12 protein-coding genes are annotated in these 18,071 nt (G+C 30.2%); 1 reads left to right on the top strand and 11 read right to left on the bottom strand.

Annotated features, from left to right (window positions below; translation table 11 throughout):
- Positions 1–14: 14 nt before the first annotated feature.
- The 10 genes from drmB to mnmE form a co-directional block, all read right to left on the bottom strand.
- Positions 15–1,952, bottom strand: coding sequence for a DUF1998 domain-containing protein (gene drmB / locus B0I10_RS00170; RefSeq protein WP_112084470.1), 1,938 nt, complete (start codon positions 1,950–1,952; stop codon positions 15–17).
- Positions 1,953–5,561: a helicase-related protein gene (locus B0I10_RS00165; RefSeq protein WP_112084469.1), complete on the bottom strand. Its 3,609-nt coding sequence runs from the start codon at positions 5,559–5,561 to the stop codon at positions 1,953–1,955.
- The gene (locus tag B0I10_RS00160) at positions 5,551–7,995 is read right to left on the bottom strand and encodes a hypothetical protein (RefSeq protein ID WP_112084468.1); all 2,445 of its coding nucleotides are present in this window, start codon (positions 7,993–7,995) and stop codon (positions 5,551–5,553) included. Before B0I10_RS00160 ends, B0I10_RS00165 begins: the two co-directional genes overlap by 11 nt.
- Positions 7,996–8,348: 353 nt before the next feature.
- Complete coding sequence (locus tag B0I10_RS00155) at positions 8,349–10,424, bottom strand: VapE domain-containing protein (RefSeq protein ID WP_181456858.1); 2,076 nt, start codon at positions 10,422–10,424, stop codon at positions 8,349–8,351.
- 123 nt (positions 10,425–10,547) lie between these two features.
- Positions 10,548–10,823, bottom strand: coding sequence for a hypothetical protein (locus B0I10_RS15550; RefSeq protein ID WP_146740281.1), 276 nt, complete (start codon positions 10,821–10,823; stop codon positions 10,548–10,550).
- A gap of 192 nt (positions 10,824–11,015) precedes the next feature.
- Positions 11,016–11,369, bottom strand: coding sequence for a helix-turn-helix domain-containing protein (locus B0I10_RS00145; protein ID WP_112084465.1), 354 nt, complete (start codon positions 11,367–11,369; stop codon positions 11,016–11,018).
- Positions 11,370–11,558: 189 nt separating this feature from the next.
- Positions 11,559–12,539, bottom strand: a complete 981-nt coding sequence (locus B0I10_RS00140; protein ID WP_112084464.1) for a hypothetical protein — start codon at positions 12,537–12,539, stop codon at positions 11,559–11,561.
- A complete protein-coding gene (locus tag B0I10_RS00135; RefSeq protein ID WP_112084463.1) occupies positions 12,529–13,671 on the bottom strand; it encodes a tyrosine-type recombinase/integrase in 1,143 nt (380 codons plus the stop codon). The genes B0I10_RS00140 and B0I10_RS00135 overlap by 11 nt, the downstream gene beginning before the upstream one ends.
- Positions 13,664–14,230 carry a helix-turn-helix domain-containing protein gene (locus B0I10_RS00130; RefSeq protein WP_112084462.1) on the bottom strand — a complete coding sequence of 189 codons (567 nt, stop codon included), beginning with the start codon at positions 14,228–14,230 and terminating at the stop codon, positions 13,664–13,666. Before B0I10_RS00130 ends, B0I10_RS00135 begins: the two co-directional genes overlap by 8 nt.
- A 268-nt stretch (positions 14,231–14,498) precedes the next feature.
- Positions 14,499–15,920 (bottom strand): tRNA uridine-5-carboxymethylaminomethyl(34) synthesis GTPase MnmE, encoded by a 1,422-nt coding sequence (gene mnmE / locus B0I10_RS00125; protein WP_112084461.1) that lies wholly within the window; start codon positions 15,918–15,920, stop codon positions 14,499–14,501.
- 357 nt (positions 15,921–16,277) lie between these two features.
- Between mnmE and B0I10_RS00115 the strand changes: the two genes are divergently transcribed.
- A complete protein-coding gene (locus B0I10_RS00115; protein WP_112084459.1) occupies positions 16,278–16,919 on the top strand; it encodes a protein-L-isoaspartate(D-aspartate) O-methyltransferase in 642 nt (213 codons plus the stop codon).
- A 28-nt stretch (positions 16,920–16,947) separates the two neighbouring features.
- Here the strand turns inward: B0I10_RS00115 and B0I10_RS00110 are convergent, their stop codons facing one another.
- Positions 16,948–18,000: a Fic family protein gene (locus B0I10_RS00110; protein WP_112084458.1), complete on the bottom strand. Its 1,053-nt coding sequence runs from the start codon at positions 17,998–18,000 to the stop codon at positions 16,948–16,950.
- Positions 18,001–18,071: the final 71 nt, after the last annotated feature.

The following is an 18,071-nucleotide window of genomic DNA, read 5'->3' as shown; positions in this document are numbered from 1 at the left end:
CTTTTTAATTTGTTTTATGTATTACTAATTTGTTTAAAATAGCCATAATCATTATCAATTAATAATCTTCTATCTAAAAAGCTATTAAATAATTCACAAGATGTTTCAGGTAATAAAGAACAACTAAAACATGCTGAAATATTAAGATTTCCAACACCTTGACCTGTTGTGTGATAACATATTGGGTCAGTCGCACAATCTGTAGCTCTCATTATAGCCGATTGAATTAGTTTACCAATCTTATTATCATCACATAAAGAAGTTAAACCACCATAGCTACCTTCTGAACCCGCAATAGTATAAATTAATACACCATTCATATTTGGGTTTTCGCTTACATAGATTCGTTCTTGAATTGACGTTGAAGGATAACCACATAAATACTCTAACTCTTTGATTATTAAATGTGAAAATGTGTGAATCAATATTAATTTAGGATTTACTTCAATGTCCTTATTAAATGCAGAATCAAATTTATTATAGTTGGTTAGTATAGGTTGAACTCGATCAAGAATTAATATATTAGAATTTATCCATTTATCTAAAATGTCATTATCAAATTCAAAAAAGATACCTTCTCCAAAACTTTCTATAGCAGGAAGATACTTTGTAGTTAAGCCTTTTTTGGAAGTATATTTTTTTCGTATTGCATCAACTTTGTCACTTTCAATATCTTCTTCTTTTAATGCAGTATCAATTGATATAGGTTCTTGCCGTGTGTAAGAAGTTTGAACAGATGTAAATTTTATTTTATCCATTCTGAAAATGGATTTTATTAGGTCATTCTGAAAATAATTAGAATCTATTTTATCAAATATCAATAAGTCTTTTATTTCATCATTACCTTTACTAGTAATGTATTTAAACTCATCAAAACGATACTCATTTTCACTTTTTGTAATTTCAGTATCTCTTTCAACAAAGTCATTATCGATTAGTCTTTGAATAGTATTTGCTTCAATAGTAAATGAATTAGTTGCTAATAAAACACTCGAAATTATGTCAGCCGAAAGACCTTTATCGAATAACTCTCTAATCATTTTGATTTTTGATTTATTTAATTCGTCTTTTGCCGGAATGTAAATACTGGATAAAATATTTGGATAATAGACACTATTACTAGAGCGAATAACCGGTTTAAAGAGGATGTCTTTTATTTCAGCATTTGGAATTAATTCTTGAATTTTAATTCTTAAATTGAACAAACCGGATAATGTCGTAAAATTTAATGTTTCACCCTCCTTATTTTTTGCAATAATGTTAATACCACTTAAATCATCTAATTTATCTGAAGTACGATATTCCAATATTAAATCACTAGGAACATCTACATTTGATAAAGAGATTGTTTCTTCGTTAGTATCAATATCTTTATTTACATTATTTGAATTATCTCTTTTTTGTCTTTTTAACATTGACCATTTATCCCAGGGTATATCAGCAATCTCTCCATTTGGAGCAGTTAAAATAAAACGTACTTGTTCTAAATCAAAGAATTTTCTCTTACTGTTGCGGTTTCTAGCGTAACACTTATAACATTTTGGTGGAAAAAAATTATCTTTATGATTGATGTCAACATTATTTAACCAATTATATTTCCAATTTGAAATTTTATCAAATTTGTTACAGCTACTACAATAAAACCATTCCGGAAAATAGGATGCTCCAATTGTATTTTGATCACCATTCTGTAATTGAAACCCATTTTTTAAATCATTTATAGGAATTTTCACCAAACGCTCAAGATTAATAAAATATTTGCTTAACCTATTTTTGAAACGTATATCTTCTATATTGTTGTGTTCTTGAAAATCACCATCAATACTAATAAAAAATGGCCATTCATCAAATGGTTTTATTATTATTGAACCATCTCGAGTTTCGACAATAGAACCAACACCACCATAAGCACTTATGGTTTTCCTTGTTTGTATTTGTTCGTATTTCCCCATTTAATTTGCTAATTTTATTATACTATTAGTATCAATTTCTCTCATCGACATCATCAAACTCCATTCATCTAGGTCTGCAATTTTTTGAATTAATAATTTATATGTAAGACCTTCTTCTTTTGAAACCCATTTTTTTACATACTCATCAAGTTTACTTATTGCATAATCACGTTGCTTCTTGTTTTTAATTCTTTCTGATAAAAATGTTTTTAGCTCATCTATATTACCTTCAAAATCCTTTGCTTGACTATTTAAATATAACCCTTTTTTGTGTCTTATATAAGCAACTAAGAGACTTGCCATAACTTTATCAACTGCAATTTCTGTGAACGGTGTAACACTTAATGGTTCTACATATTTGTAGTATGCATTATGGAAACTTACATAGTTTTCAAAATAGGATTTGTCTCTTGAACGGTTTGCATCTAAAAGATTAATTACAATGCCCATATCCTCACGTCCAACTCTACTTGATGCTTGAATGTATTCTGCTACATTTTTAGATTGCCCATTCATTAACATCACATTCAATCTTTTTATATCGATACCAACCGAAAACATATTTGAAGCTAAAACTAAATCAACCGTTTGATTAACATAATCTCTTCCTTCATATTTATTTAAGTTGAATGATTGTTCTAATTGATCTAAAAGTTTTTTAATTGAATTACTTTCTATACGACTAGTTAATTCTTTAGTTCGAGATGGTAATCCTTTCCAATTAAAAGCATATTTATCTCTACTAATATTGTATCTACTGTGAAGTAATTTTATTAAAGAAAGTATTTCTGCCGGAACTTTATTATAAATTTTACCAACATCTCTCAAACTATTGTAAAAAGAAACGATTGTCCAGAAATAGTTCATTTTATTAATGCATTCTTCTTCAGTTAGTTTTTCATTTTCTATTAAATATTTGAATAGTTCAATACGTGCAATAAATAAGTTTCCTAAAATTTGAATTTGTGAATTAAGTCCTGTTTTACCAGTTGGCATAAATCCAATATGCTTTCTTGTACTATCTTTAGATACGAAAGAAAAAAAGTTGTCATTATAACTTAATCCTATTGGAGGAAATATGTTTAGCTGTCTATTACCGTACAACATTTCAACTTGATGTGCTGTATTTCTTGTTGTTGCTGTTGATGCAATAATTTTAGGCTTTCTATTTCCTTTTGTTGATAATAATTCCACGATAGATTCGTACATACCCGTTATGGAACCGAGTGGCCCGCTTAAAAGGTGCAACTCATCTTGAATTATTAAATCGGGAGGGAGTTTATGTTTTTCAAGAGAATTAAATAGTTTATGACCTTCTTCTCTGTGTGAAATCATCGCAAATTTGTCCACTGTAGCAAAAAGTAATGTAGGTGGAGTCTGGTAAATTTTATCATCTACAAAATATATTGGTAATTCATTGCTGAATGTACAAGCATTGTTTATACATTTCATTTTAAATGAATTTGCTGTAGCGAGGTATCCTTGTTCAAAGAAATTGATTTTATTCTTTGATATAATCTTACATCCACACCATGAACAACTTTCAATTGGAAATGTATTAACTTTTTGTAAATCGTGATTTTTTTTGGAATTTGCTTTTACTAAATTGTCATTTATCTTATTATAAATACTTAATGCATCTTTGAAATAGTTAGGTGTTGATGAAGCACCAACCCACATACCAATTGAGATAGGAGTATTGCCAAAATAATACTCATCCCTATTATTGAATTGTTTTCTTAAAAAATCTAATGATAGTATTAGTTTTGTAGCACGTTCAAACTGTTGTGCTGTTAGAAGTCTTAAAGTGTAACGCATTATTACTGCTACACCTTCAGCATTGTCCTCATTTAAAATTCTTCTACTAATTATTGTAAAAGCAGTTAAAGCTAAATATGCTTCCGTTTTACCACCACCAGTTGGGAACCACAATAAATCAACTATGTTATTTCTGTCTTCAGAATCAGGATTGATTAGTGATTCAAGGTTTAAAAGAAAAAAAGCTAGTTGAAAAGGTCTGTATTTGGGATTAAAAGTTGTATTCTCACTAAAATATCGTAAGTTGTCATAATTTATATTTTCGTCTATTTCTGTTAGCTCTACATTCTTTTTACCAAAATATTTCTCATTTGAAACAAACATTTGAATGAACATTGCCGTATTGGCTAACTTAAACGATTTGAATGCATCATCGTTATTTTTTAAAAATGTTATATTCTTAATAAGTCTTTCAAATGTTTCTGATTGTTTTCCAATAATATTATTTTTAATATTTTGAAAATTATCTGTTGTTTTAATTGCGATTTGTTTATCAATCCATTTTTGATATTCTTTTGCAAATAAATATAGTTGATCTATAATCTCATCATCATTCAAATCAGACCAAATAGACAACTTTTTTAGTTGTGTAATTGACTTTAAACCTTCTGGAAAATCTTCTTTAAATTCATTACTATAACTCTTGATATCAACTTCTGGCAAGAATGTTGTATTAAGTTCAGTAGGTTGTTTATCATCATTCCAATGAACTGCACAACCGTGGCCAATAGCAAAAGAAAATTCTTCTCTATATTGAAAGTTTATTGTATTTAATTCTTTATCAAAAGGGTTGTTTTCAGAAAATTGTTTGCAGGGTAAAAATTTTGTGCCATTTACTTTGATATGTGCTTGAAACATTGCTTTTGAATTTAACCTCTCATTACTGAATGAAAATTTCTTTTTTGAATGTTTTAATCTGTTAGCAAGTAAAATTTTAATAAACTTACCATGAGTTGTTTCTAATACTTTTTTATAAAAACAAGTAATTGTTTCTTTTGTTTCCTCTTCAACTTCTAAAGGAATTGGAATAGCTTCACTTGAATTTTCATCTTCAAGTATAATTTTGATTATTTTTTGTTCATTTCGTAAACGTTTCCATAATCTTCCAAGTAGTAGTTCAACTTTTCTATATCCAACGGAGTCTATTAATTCTTTTTGCTGTTCATGTTCTTGAAATGTTTTCTTTAAGTTTCTAACATTTAATCCACTTTTTCCAAATGTTTCTCTATTGAATATTAAAAAACCATCTTCATACACTAAATGTTGTTTTATTGGATTAAATGGATGACCACTGAATTTCTCAAAATCTTCTTTAGTTATTTCTACTTTAGCTTCAAGTGGTTTTAATTGTTTGTATTTAGCATATATAAACTCAACTGTAATTTCTTTTTGGTCATTTGGGACACAAAAAGTTAAACCAAAGTTTGTTGGGAAATATTGATTAGCTTCTGAATATTCATTATCACTATTTACTTTAGCTTTTTTTTCTGAATTATCATCTTCTGATTGAATAGAATCATTTGATTCAATTAATTCTTCATTAGTCTCATTTTCAGCATCAATAGTTTCAGCATTAGCATTTGATTCATTATCAAATCCAAAACTATCCTGAATAGGGTCAACAAATTTTTCAGGAAAAACAATGCCTGAAAAGTATCTACTTAAAGGATAATCTGATATAATTTCATTTTCGGCATCACTAATTAAAATATCAGAACCCGGACCAATTAAGTTCTTTTGTATGGTATCTCTAAATATTAATCTTGGTTCTTCTTTATACTTATTCCTCATTAGAAATTATTTTTTGTTTTATAACTTTTTCAACTATCGTATTGATTAGCTGTTCAATTATTTCATCGTTAAGTTTTTTCAAAGCATCGCTTTTTTCTGTTTCATTAGAAGCCATATAGTCTAATAAATCGCTCCCTAGCAATCTTCCGGCTTGCTGCCTAATAGAGTGGTCTTTTTTTGAATAAACCACGAATTTATCATAATCAGTAACGATCAATTCGTTTATTAAACCAATTTTTTCACAATGATTTTTTATAGCATTTAAAACTTTAATCCTTGGAAATCGTGTACTCGAATTATTATCAAAATAATTTTTAAAAGTAACAAGATTGATTTTATTAGAATTATCAAATATCTTCGAATGTAGTGTTTCTATATTATTGTATTTTATCAATAATTTTTTCAAAGATATTCTCCAACTTTCGGAATAAGTATCAAACGATTTTAATAATCCTTCAGAATCAAAAATTTTTAGAATTTTTTTAAATACCTCTGGGTTGTTATTTTGATAGAATCTAATTTTTGCTCCAACATATATTTCACCTATAGTAGTTTTAATTTGCTCATCGTTTTCAATCAAGAAAATCCCTTTTGTTGATTCAAATTTTTCATTAGAACCATCAGAAAATAAGATATCATAAAGTATTTTATCTTTTGGTAATTCTAATTCTTCAATCGAAGCATTCGATTTATTATGTAAATTAAAATCTAAATCAAAAAGACTATCCAATGGATTATGTTTAAGTTGTTCTTGTTTTAAACAATATTTAGTTTTTATAAAACTGTTTCTATCACAATGTGTAATTCTCGAATCTTCATCTGTCAACTTTTTTTTGATTAGCTTGTCAAATGCAATTTCATCAATGTTCTCATAGCACAAAACAATTGTTTTACCTTTCAATTCATACAACCTAGTTAAAACATCGTAATTGTTTAAATAAGGAATTACAAATATTTTATTTTCTGTATTAAAATCATCATTAAAACATTTATCCCAATAAAGAATATTATTGTCAATTCGTTTATCACTTACTAATACGACATTACTGATGCGGTTTTTTTGTAATTGATTTTTAATAATGTCATAACTCTTTTTCTCTACCAATAAATAGAATTTTTGCAATTCTCTACTATTACGAACTATAACTTCCCATTTGGGATTTCTCTCTTGTAATACAGTAGCAATAGATTTAAAATGAATAATAATATTACCCTTACATTCGTTTATTTGATAAGGGTCATAAATATCATTTTTATAAAAATTATTCTTTAAATCCTCTTCGAAACTATCTCCGGAAAAATAATGTAATAGCCTATCTGCATATTCCTGATATATTCCTCTTGAAATATTTGAATCTGTTACAATTATTTTATAAAAGAAGTTTAAATACTTGAGAACGAATGAAAGATCAATATTTTTTTCAGTTTTATATTTTTCTATTGTAGAAGAAAAATTAATTAGGTCGTTATATAAATCTTCAAATTTTACTACTTCTTTACTAATAATTTTATAATTTTCGCTATTTGCGATTCTGATTTCTTGATTTGACCAAAGCCATTTTTTAAAAGTATGTTCTGAAGAAGGTTCGTTAGTTCCTATAATAATTACATTATTAACTTTGCCTTTCCACTTACATTCTTGTAATATATCAATAAAACAATCACGATACTTATTATCACCAATAACTACAATTTCGTCAAAAGTATATTCATTGTCAAGTAGATAACTTTTTGCAGTATTGAAATCGTTACAACATTCAATCAGATAATTAAAAAAAGGAAGTTCGTTTTTATTGTTACCCTTTTTATTTGTGTAGTTGACAGGTAACGAATCGTTTTCTTTAAAAAATTTTGTATCCGCAATTACTAATGTTTTCTTTGAGAAATCCGTAATAAAAGGGAAATCTAAACCAAAATTTTCACTTAGAAACTCTTTATATGTATTTATATATTTTACTGTATTTCTACCATTCTTAAGATTTGGGTTTATTTTTGTTTGATTTTTATAGGGTATTGTGGTGTTTTCAGCCTGTTTTTCTTTACCAACTGGAAACTTGTAATTCACTCTCAATTCCTCTGGCCCAACTGCTTTTATCGTTAAAATTCTATTTTCTCTTCCAATTTTACCGTAAACTAAGTCATCTTTCTGTAATATGGGTCTGTTATTTTTATGATAAAAATAATTTTGAAACAATTTTATTAAAATAAGTGAATGAAAAATCGACGCAAAGAAATTTGGTCTATACTCATCTTCCGGAATGCTTAAAAAAAAGTCTTCACAATCCTCATTTAAGATGTATTTATAAATCAAGTAAAAATTTATATAATCAAAACTTGAAAAATCTTTAAATGCGACATTATTAAAGTTGAAATCGTTTTGAATGTTTGATTTTACTTCATGATTAACGCTTTCGATGTAACCTTTTAACTTCATAAATTTTAAAAATTACATTTGTTTATTTTTCTTTATTGATAGGAAAATACATTCTTTGTAAATATAAAAAAAGTTATTTTAACAAAAATGCGGAAATCCGTAATAAAGTAAATTATTTCAAAAAAAATAAAAAATCCTTCCCTTCTTACCCAAGCCCTAAAAACAAAAGTATAAGGCATATTTTAATCAAATTACCCAACTTACCTAAGTTACCAACTTAAAAAAATAATTTAGGTAAGAATTGGTAAGCCGGGTAATAAGATTTATTTAAAGTTACCTGTGAAAATGTCAATGTAATAGGGCTATAGAATAAAACTGGTAAGATGGGTAAGAAGTTCAAGCGTAAAATCTCATTAAACTGATTTTTTTTCAACCCAATATCCATATACTTGATTGTTTTTATCCCTTTTGAAACCGATAGCCTTGAGGGCTTTTCCAATTCCAACGGATGAAAGTCTTATTCCTGAAGTATTAAGATTTAAATGATGAAGGATATCCGTAGATGTTAAAAATTCAGCTTCATTACTATTAGTTGGAATAGCGAAATGTTTCAAGATTAAATCTTTTTCCGGGGAAACAATCTGAAATTTATCATTTCTTTGCTCGTTTTGTTGAATATCTTGAGAACTCAAAGTCTCGTCAAAATTGACATCATTTGATAAGGCAAATGCTTGTGCCCATAAATTATCGATAGTAAATTCTTTTTTATAATTCCAATTTATACTTTTTACTACAAAGCAGAGCCACCTTACAGAGCCAGTTTCGTCTTGCAAAAAGGTTGACATGTTAGTAGACCCAATAAAACTTGCAACCCTTGGAATAACTGAGTTCTTTTTGTCGTAAGGAAGCCGTTCATTGATTTGTGCTTTACTAAAGTATGATTTTAATTGATTAATTTCTTTTCTGGATAGTGCAGCAAGTTCATCAAGGTTGATTAAGAAGTTTTTGCAAAGAAGTATTCTCGAATCTTTATCGTCTCCCATGTCTTCGGCAAGGTAGTTTGACAGTTCAGTCGGACATAAAAATCGACACCAAGAGCTTTTACCTATATTTTGACCTAAACCATCATCGGTTAACACAAATGCTTGTTTATTGAAGTAATCGTCTATTGTGGCACATTTAACGGCTCTAACACACCATTTTTTAAAATGATATTCAAATTGTTCCTTGTTTTCGTTTTCCTCTAGTATAACGTACTTTGAAAATTCAGTAATATAATCCACTTCGCAATTCCATGCAGGTAAGCTGTTAAAGTAATTTAATATTGGATTATACTTTTGTATAGCATCACTTTTTAAAATTGCAATTAACGAATTTAAAGATATTTTAATGCTTTTTTTTTGTAGTTCGAGCCATAATGAGTTTTCATTGCAACTATTCCATTGATTCTCATTTTTTTTCGAAATTTCTATCTCTAGCGAAATAGTATTGTACCTCAAATCATACCTTTCATTAAGGTAGTCCTCTGTAATATGAAATATAGTAATAGTTTCTTGTGCAGTACTATTTTCAGATTCAACTTGTGTTTCAATCTCTTGGAGAGTACTGTCAATAATTTTTTGAAAATCGTCGTTGGAATTTTCAAGAAAATAGTCTGCTATATCATTGTACGATTTTGGAATTTGCAAAATGCTGATTTCAGGAAAAAGAGAAATAATGTTTTTAGTGCCAATTTCACCACCTTTGTCATTGTCATAACATATAAAAAGTTTTTTGCAAAGTTTTTGCAAGCCTTGAATATGTTCCTTTGTTGGTCTTTGAGTTTCACTTCTAAAAGATACCGCAGGGAAACCTCTTGATACGGCTACTAATGCATCTTTTTTGCCGGCACAAATCATTATATTGTCAACTGAAGAGGAAAGTTGTTCTAGTCCGAAAATGTCGTTTTGCAATAAACCATTGCAAAAGAATTTTTTTCGATTTTTTTGTTCTGGTATATAAATTTCATGGTTAGAGTTTATTTCATAACTAAAACCAACTTCATCATTTTTTATCGAATAATTATAGTTTTTGTCTTTCGATTTATTATAAAAACTAAAAGCAGATACTGCCTTAACATTATACTCGATTAATAAATCGACTGAAACCCCTAATTTTTTCCAGAAATCTAAATGGCCATTATTGAACTCAATGTGCTTGATGGAGTCAATTTTAAACGATTCCTCTTGAGTAATTTTAGGAGTATTATTCTCTTTTTTTAAGGCTAGATTTTTATAAGTGGTTATGTTCATTTCTGTTGCGATGATTTTAAGTAATTCTTGAAATTGTGATTTGCAATCTAGTTTATATAGTTCCGCCACAAATTGCATAACATCTCCCTGTTTGTGAGTGGAAAAACATTTGAATGTTCCATTTTTATAAACTTTAAAAGATGGATTTTTATCTTCGGAAAACGGACTACTAATATTTCCCTTAGGAAACTCATTCAAGTTTAAAAACTTGAGGAATATGTTTTCAGCCGTAGTTTGACTAAAAATGGTATCTTTGTCAATGTTATGTGTCATCATAATTATAATTTTTTATGCCTTTTGTAATTGCCGTTGCAAAAGGCATTATTTTTTTAAATTTAAAGAGTTTGTGTAAGGAGGGAGGTAAACAAGATTGTTAGTGAAACTATCAAAATAAGCTCTATATCCATCTGGTCTAGGTATTAAATTTTCCATTAGTTTATAACGATCTTTTGATAATGCTTTTTTAAGCATTTCGATGTCTTTTTTAGTAGCAGGCTTGTTTTCTTCACTGGTGAAAATACTTTCAACCAGTTTTATCGCAGCTACTCCGGCAGCAGCATTTCCAACTCCGGCAAAACTCATTTTATCAATCTTCATAGCTTCCGGTTTTTTTTCAACTGACGGAACAATTGATGCTAGTTTGTTTGTTCGTAATTGGAATGCTCTGGTTCTGCAACTATTACTGCAATACTTTTGTTTCTTTCGTCTATTGGGTTTATATGTTTTCCCACAATACAGACATGTATAGTGATATGTATCCATTATCGTAAATTTTACGTTAGATTGACGTTAAAACAGTGGTTTTTTAGCTAAATAGTCATTCACTTTAGCTTCTAATGTAGAAGCGGATTGACTTTTTCCGTCTTGCAACCATTTTAGAATGTCGTTTTTTGAGAAACGTAACATCTTACCCTTTTTGATAAAGGGAATTGTTTTGCGATGTACGTGGCCGTAAATTGTTGGTTTTGATAACCCGACAAAACTAGATAGTTCATTGATGTTGAAAATAACATCCTCTGTTTTGTCAGTAAGTAAGCTAGTTGAATTATTTGGAAGGTTCAACCGCTGTTCGATTTTTGTTGAGATTTTATCTGCAAAGTACTCTACAGCTAACTCAAGTGATTTAAAAAATTTTTGATCCATGATTATTAATGTTATATTATTAATTATGGTTCAAAAGTATATATGTGTAGAAAGAATATATGATTTATTAGGTAATGCTTAGGTAATACTTAGGTTTCTATAAGTACCTTAAAATCAATATTTTACGTTGCTTTGTTTTTTGTTATATTTTATTAATATTCTGCTTATTTAGGTTGAAGTTTTGTTGTTTTAATTAATATTTATAAGTAATGAATCTAGAATTTCTTCAGTTTTTACCAGTTTACATATTTCAATCTTACTTTTAATTGAATTAACTAATTCTATTTTTGTTTCGGGTGAATAATTATATTTCAAACCCTTATTTACTTTGTTATATACTAGATTTTTATTTGGTAATTCTTCAAAAATTCTAAAATCATTAATTCCGCTTGATAGCAGTATTAATTTTATTTGTTCAGATTCATCTATTTTATATTTTTTTGATAAACAAATATGTATAAGTAGTAGTTTTTCATCATCTTTTAGGAGATTAGCGATGTTACTATATTTGACTAAAAATTTAGAAATTTGCTTTTCAGATTTCTTTATTTTGTTCTTATCATTTTCTAATTCATCTTCGGTCAAGTTTATTTTATAGGTAATTTGTCCGAATTCATTAATTGTTTCAATAGCTATTGGAACAAATTTATCTGGATAAAATTTTGCAAAAACCTTTCGATACAATTTACTATTTACAACATGTCCTTCAAACTTTTCTAAAGTAAATTCTTTGTAATAATTATTATCATAAAATATTTTATAAAGGTCTTTATTGTTTTTTACTATTTGCTCTATTCTACCCAAGCAGTCATAAGTAATTAGTTCTTTTATAAAATCATCATATGAAATATTAATTTTTTCGTTATCAAGACCAATTATTCTGTCACTTATTTTATTAAATGAATCTTTGATCTCATTTGAAATTATTGAGTTGAGGGCTATTTCTGATTTATAATAATCTAATCTATGATTTATTTCATAAGTACAATTCTTAAGTAAATTTTCATTTTTACGAATAATGCTATTATTTCTGATTTCTGATAATTCAGAAGTAATATCATCCAGAGCTTTGTTAAAAGGTCTTTCTTTCCTAGATGCATTTTTAAACTTTAATATAATTTCTTTCTTGTGAAAATCATAAATACTTTTCTCAAACTCGTTATAATCCATCTAAATCTAATTTAATTCGGTTAGCAGCTTCAATTTTGTTTTTGTCCAATACTTTTGTATAAATCTGTGTGGTAGAAACATTTTTATGTCCTAACAACTTTGATACGATATATATATCACTACCGTTGGCAAGTTGCAATGTTGCATAGGTGTGCCTAAAGTTATGAAAAGAAATTTTCTTATTGATGTTTGCAATTTCTAACCAATCTTTTAACGGTCGGGTTATTTGCGAGTATTCTATATCTCCAAAAATTAAACCATTGGATGTATTTTGTGACTTCAATATATTATAGGCTGTTTCAGAGATCGGATGGTTGTGAATAGAATTGGTTTTCTTTTCCCGTAATTGCATATAATGTCCTTGGTGCTTATCTTGATAAATTTTACTCCAGTCTAGGTTTTGGATGTCCACAAATCGTAATCCGGTTAATGCCGAAAAAAAAGCCATATGTTTAACCTTCACATTTTTAATATCCGTTTTCCACAAGTGTAATAATTCCTCTTCGGTTAAATATTCACGGTGTGTTTCTTGCTCCTTAATATAATCGGCATCTTCTGCCAAATTTTTTTCAATGAAATTCTCTTTATAGGCTTGTTTCAATACATACAGAAAATGTTTGAAATAAGTGGCTGCAGTATTTTGTGTGAGCTTTTTTGGTTTCTCGGAATTTCGTGTCGTATTCACATTTAGTAAATAACTTCGATATCGGTTGACAAATTGAATATCCAAATTACTGGTCATAATCAAATTACTGCAAAAATTTGAGAAGTGATTCAACGATGCCTTCCATGCTTGGTAATTGGATTTACTTCCTTTGTTATAATAGTCATCAACAATACGTTGGTAAAAACCGACAAAGTCAATACTTAAATTAACATTATCCTTAAAGCCAAATTCTTTATTTCGCAATTGAACTTCTCTTTTCGAACGGATCCCATTGGCAAAAGCGAGCGTTTCCGTATTATGTTTTTTTTCCTCTTGATTTTTTGGATTTTTAAAAGTACGAAGTTCTAAAAATTCACGCCTTGTAGTTTTTCCAGTTTTAGGATCAATAATAGGAGGGTAGTAATCTAGGTACAAACTGATTTTCTCAGTTTTCAGCGGTTTTTCTCGAAGCGTTACTTTAGTCATGTTTTACAAAAATTGAATCAATATCGGCTTTTTTTACTAGTACAAATTTTCCGTACTGCTTTTTTGGAATTTCAAGTCTATTTATTAGATTGTAAAGAGCGGAGGTTGAAATATTATATTTCTCGGAGGCCTCATTAATAGAATAGGAGTTTTCCGTTGTGATCATGTTTTTTAAATGATCTTTATTAATATCAATATTATTCATACTTAAATCGAAATAAAAATCAATATCCTTTCTACGTATTAGTGTTTTTCGAACACCGAAATTGTAGGCATTGATTTCTTTGTTCTCAACTAATCTATAAATTGTTCTCAATGACATGCTTAAAATAAAGGCAGCTTCTTTGACTGTTAAAAAATCCTTTTTATTTATTTCCGTAATATCATTGATTTTGAACTTAATTGCTGTTTCAACAACGGAGACCTTCTTTTGCTTTGCTAAAATTTTATAATGCTTTCGATTGCAATCTAAGGAACAATAACGAGTTTTTGTGGTTTTTGCAAAAAATTCATTTTTGCAGTGTTCGCACCGTTTTTTTATACTCAGATTTGAACTCATAATTTTGTGTTTTTGAGGTATGTTTTCTCCACTACCTTAAAATGGGCTAAAATGGATTGTATTATTTAAGTAGAAATAAGTGCCAAAATTTCATTGACTTTTCAAATGTAATCAAAAAAAATTTTTCGAGGTACAAGGGAGGTACAAATAATTCCAAAACAGCGAATAATATTTAAAAAATGACAAAACTAATAAACATGTAAAAACCCACGTTTTTCGTGGGTTTTGTTTGTATTTTTAATGAATTTTAAGCGGTGATTTTGGTCATTTATTTCCCAATACAGAAATTAGCAAAAATATTCCCCAACAATTCATCATTTGTTACTTCACCCGTAATCTCACCAAAGTGAAACAATGCCTCCCGAATGTCAATTGCCATGAGGTCAGAAGAAAGTCCCGATTCCAATCCCCATTTCACTTTTTGAATTTCTTCCAACGCTTTTAAGAGCGAGTCATAATGTCTTGAATTGGTGACAATCGTTTCATTGTTTCGTAAAGCTCCGGTGTTTACAAATGATAAAAGCGTTTGCTTGAGTTCATCAATACCGATTTTGTTTTTAGCAGAGATGAAAAGTGTTTGCTGTTGTCCGTTGTCTGTTGTCAGTTCCTTTTCTAGCTTAGTTATCATTTCAGCTGAAAGGAGGTCTTTTTTATTTATAATGGTGAGCAACGATTTATGAGGATATTTGTTTTTAATCTGTTCAATATCACTTTTCAACTTTTCAACCGATAACTGAGAACCGACAACTGACAACTGAGAACTGTCAACCAAATACAACACCACCTGTGCCTGCTCAATCTTCTCAAACGTCTTTTTAATACCAATGCTTTCCACATGATCTGTCGTCTCACGAATTCCCGCTGTATCAATGAATCGGAAACTCATGCCTTCAATCACTAATTCATCCTCAATCGTGTCGCGAGTGGTTCCGGCAATGTCGGAAACAATGGCTCGTTCTTCGTTGAGCAATGCGTTGAGCAGGGTGGACTTACCCACATTCGGTTCGCCTACAATCGCAATCGGAATCCCGTTTTTGATGACATTACCTACGGCAAATGAATCGATTAATCGTTTCAACACAAATTCAATTCGGATTAAAAGTTCGTTAAATTGTGTTCGATCGGCAAATTCTACATCTTCTTCCGCAAAGTCTAATTCTAATTCAATTAACGAGGCAAAATTTAAGAGTTCCTGACGTAAGTTAGCAATCTCGTTGCTAAAGCCACCACGCATTTGTTGCATGGCAATTTGGTGCGAAGCTTCGTTGTCTGAAGCAATTAAATCGGCCACCGCTTCTGCTTGCGACAAATCTAATTTTCCATTCAAAAATGCACGAAGTGTAAATTCGCCGGGTTGAGCCATTTTTGCTCCCCTTCGCAACAGAAGCTGAATAATTTGCTGTTGAATAAAAGTAGATCCGTGACAAGAAATTTCAATCACATCTTCACCGGTATACGAATGTGGATTTTTGAACACCGAAACCAATACCTGGTCATACGTTTTTCCATTATCCACAATATGACCGAGATGGATGGAATGTGTTTTTTGTTTCGTTAAGTCTTTGCCTGAAACTGAAACAAAAACCTTTGCTGTTAAAGCAATTGCATCTTTACCGGATAAACGAATAATTGCAATGGCTCCGGCACCCGAAGGTGTAGCGAGAGCAACAATTGTTTCAGTTGGAATCATAGTTTTTTATTTCTGCAAAATTAGGGATTTTTTTTGGTTGACGGTTATTAGGCGTGTATTCTCTGTTTGCTAATTTTATTTTGAAAACGTTGTTTGCACAGCCACTGCCCCCGATCGAAACGAAAAGCATTTTGCAGGCTGGTTGGACATTTTTTTTGCCAAAAAATAGCGACCTTGGGAGCTCATGTTTTGGCTTATAAAATGCCAAGCAGACAAAAAATCTTGGAGTGGAAAGCGGGATAAAGGCTCGAATAATTAAAATTTTTGCCTTTGCAAACATCCAACATCGGTCTTCCAACATTATTTGCAAGTTCGTTTTTTAAAGTTTAATTTTACCCAAACAAACCCGAACCTCACGTGAGAGATACAGAAAAACATCAAGGACTTCGCAATCAATTAGTAAAGCTTTTGCAAGGAAAAGGAATTACCGACAATAATGTGTTGGAAGCCATTCGAAAAATCCCAAGGCATTTGTTTTTGGATTCCGGTTTTGAGCAGTACGCGTATCAAGATAAGGCGTTTCCCATTGGAGCCGGACAAACGATTTCGCAGCCCTATACCGTTGCTTTTCAATCGCAATTATTGGAAGTAAAAAAAGATGATAAAGTACTTGAAATTGGCACGGGCTCTGGCTATCAAACCGCCGTTTTGTGCACGATGGGTGCCAAAGTTTTTTCGGTGGAACGACAAAAAGAATTATTTAAAACCACCTCTTTATTATTGCCAAAACTAAATATCCGTCCAAAAGTGTTAACATTTGGTGACGGTTACAAAGGTTTACCCAATGATGCACCTTTTGATAGTATTATTGTGACGGCCGGTGCTCCTACAATTCCAAAACCATTAATGGCTCAGCTCAAAATAGGAGGTAGGTTAGTTATTCCAGTAGGTGAGAAAGAACAAATTATGACGTTGTTAATTCGAAAAAATGAAACGCAATTTGAAAAACATGAGTTTGGTGAATTTCGATTTGTGCCGTTGTTGGAGGATAAGAATTAAAAACACAAAACCCGACGAAGCGGGTTTTTTAATGACCAATAATACTTAAATAACGTTCTATGCTTTCCTTTTCAATTTGAGCAATAAAGAGCAAAAAATCTTCTTTATTGTTTTTGGTTTGAGCAGTTTCCAACGCGTTGTAGTAGCTCATTCTATTGTCATAATCACCTTTAATATTGGCAATTACATAACCGTGTTGTAGTAAAATTAAATTCATTACTAAGCGAGAAGTTCTACCATTGCCATCAATAAAAGGATGGATAGTGACCAATCTTTCGTGCATTTCTGCGGCTAAAATCACCGGATGCAATTTGGTTTTCTGACTTTCATACCACAAAAAATAGTCTTCCATTTCTTTGGCAACCAAATAGGGTTGAGGTGGCATGTGAGTACTTCCTTTAATCATGACTTGCACTCTGCGGTATCTTCCTGCATCTTCGGGAAGTATACCTCGCAGAATCAAATTGTGAATCGACAATAATTCTCGTTCATTAAAACCAAAACCTCTTTCCATCAATTTTTTGACATAACCAATCGCTTCTTGATGATTAATGGCTTCCAGATGCTCTCGCATACTTTTTCCTGAAACGGTTAACCCTTCGTTAATAACCAAATCGGTTTCACGCAAAGTGAGCGTGTTTCCCTCAATGCGGTTACTTTCAAACGTATATTCTAGCTCTAAAGCTTGAGCAATTCTAAAACTATCAAACGCTCTTTTTTGGTCTAGAATTTTTTTGAGTGAATCAATCTCATTTAAGATATCCATTAACGAAGATGATAATTCTCTCTTTTGTGGAGTGAGTTCATACTTCATTTCACCTTCGGCAAGTGTCATCGCTTTGATGCCAAAATGAGTGTCCTCACCAATTTCATAAAGAATTTTTTCCTTCAACCAGGCCACCATCAACGTTTCAAAATCAATCTCCAACACCGAAGCCAATTTTGCTACTTGCTCGCGGGTGGGTTTTCGGTTTCCACTTTCAAATTTACTCACCAATGCCTGATCTATCCCTAGAAGCTGTGCTACTTCACGGGTTTTTAAGTTCTTTTTTTCACGAGCTGTTCGTAGTAAATCTTTCATTTTCCAAAAATTGTCATGACAAATTTAGTCATTTTCTTTCGAGGCACAAAACTTTTTTCAACTTTTTTAGC

This window comes from Flavobacterium lacus, assembly GCF_003268815.1.
GTDB classification, from domain to species: domain Bacteria; phylum Bacteroidota; class Bacteroidia; order Flavobacteriales; family Flavobacteriaceae; genus Flavobacterium; species Flavobacterium lacus.
Note: the sequence above shows the minus strand (reverse complement) of the source record. Positions and strands in the feature narration are given on the sequence as shown.